The following is a 1,863-nucleotide window of genomic DNA, read 5'->3' as shown; positions in this document are numbered from 1 at the left end:
TCGCTGGCCAACTGCTTGCGCCAGTTGGCGCGCGCCGCATGACCGGACTGGCTGAGCGCATGCGCGCCGAACTTGGCGAGCGGGCCGTCCTGCTGGATGGGCAAGACCTGGCTCCCTACCTGCAGTCTGCCCGCCACGGCGCGGGCCTGACGCGCGGCGTGATCCGGCCCAGCAGCCTGGCGGCGATCTCATGGACGGTCGCCGAGCTGGTGCGCTCGGGCGAGCCCTTCGTGGTGCAGGGCGCCGCCACCGGCCTCGTGGCCGGCGCCACGCCCAGCCGCGATGGCCGCCAGTGGGTGCTCTCCACTCAGTCCCTGCGTGACCGACTGGAAATCGACCCCTTGAGCCGCAGCGCCGTCGTGTCGGCCGGCCACCGGCTCTCGGACCTGAACCGTACCGCCGCCAAGCAGGGGCTGTGCTTTCCCATCGACCTTGGCGCTGACCCGACCTTGGGCGGCATGATCGCCACCAACACTGGCGGCGCACGCCTGATCCGCTATGGCGGCGTGCGCGAGAACTTGCTGGGCCTGCAAGGCGTGCTGCTGCACCCGCCGGGTCAAGCGGTGGGCCAGCTTCACGGCCTGCGCAAGAACAACACAGGCCTGGACTGGAGCCAACTGCTGTGCGGCAGCTTCGGCGCCTTCGGCCTCGTCACCCATGCCGTGGTCAAGCTGCACGCCCTGCCCCGGCAAACCGCCACCGCGCTGCTGGCCTTGCCGTCCGCAGCCGTGGGCGTGCAATTGCTGGCCGACTTGGAGGCCGAACTGGGCGACTTCGTCACGGCCTTCGAGGGCATCTCCGGCCCGGCATTGGCGGCCGTGGTGCGGCACCTGCCGGGCGCGACCGCGCCGTTTGCCGAACTGCCGGTCTATGCCGTGCTCGTGGAGCTGACCTCGACGCTGGGCGTYGACCAGGGCCTCGATCTCAATGCCCTGCTGCTGTCCTGGCTGGAGCGCCAGATGGAGTCGGGTGCCGAACTGCTCGACGCCGTGGTGGACAAGCCCGAAAAGCTCTGGCGACTGCGTCACGGCCTGAGCGAAGCCGTGCAGCACCTCGGACGCATGCTGGCCTTTGACCTCTCGGTCACGCGCTCACGCTTTGCGCCCCTGCGCGAGCAGGCCCTGGCCGTGATCGCCGAGCACCTGCCCGACGCGCAGGTCTGCGACTTCGGCCACYTGGGCGATGGCGGCATGCACCTGAACTTCGTGGTGCCTTGGGACACGGCCGAGGGCCGCATCGCAGCGCTGCGCGAGGCCATTTACGACCTCACCGTGCGCGAGTTCGGCGGCAGCTACAGCGCCGAGCACGGCGTGGGCCCCAGCAACTCGGCCTTCTACCACCGCTACACCGACGCAGCCACGCTGGACTGGGCGGCCGCGCTGCACCGGCACTTCGACCCGGCCAGACTGCTGGGCAACGTTCGACTGGATCAAGCCACGGGTTCCGGGGCGACTCCACCGGGGAGCTCAAGCAGCCTGCATCACGCAGGCTCACTTCAAAGAGTGTCAGGCGCGGGCACGAGCGACACCCCTTGAGCCTGAGCCGCCGCCGCCTGCGCCCGCATCGCGCGCACGTAGGCGTCTCGCTGCTGCAGGCGCAGCCAATACGCCGCCACAGCCGGCGTGAAGCGTTCGGCAATCCCGAGATACTGCGCCAACATCAAGGCATAGCCGACGGAGACGTCCGCGGCAGTGAACCGGCCGGCACACAGATACGGCTGCTCAGCCAGCAGCGGCTCCAGCGTACGCAACCGGGCAAGGAACCACTTCGTGTAGTCCTCGGCCACTGCGGGCTGTCGCCTTGGCTCCGGCTCGAACCGCGAGTAGCGCAGCACCAAGGTCTGCGGGAAGGTCAGTGTCGCCT

2 protein-coding genes are annotated in these 1,863 nt (G+C 69.6%); one reads left to right on the top strand and one right to left on the bottom strand.

Annotated features, from left to right (window positions below; all coding sequences use genetic code 11):
* A partial coding sequence (locus tag AC1DU6_RS29535; protein WP_477861558.1) for an FAD-binding oxidoreductase occupies positions 1-1,535 on the top strand: 1,535 nt, incomplete at its 5' end.
* Here AC1DU6_RS29535 and AC1DU6_RS29530 read toward each other — a convergent pair.
* Positions 1,496-1,863 (bottom strand): glutathione S-transferase family protein (locus AC1DU6_RS29530; RefSeq protein WP_477861556.1); only part of this gene is annotated, 368 nt, incomplete at its 5' end. The genes AC1DU6_RS29535 and AC1DU6_RS29530 overlap by 40 nt on opposite strands.

The organism is Roseateles sp. P5_B10 (assembly GCF_056400485.1).
This window is presented reverse-complemented; position numbering and strand designations above follow the sequence as displayed.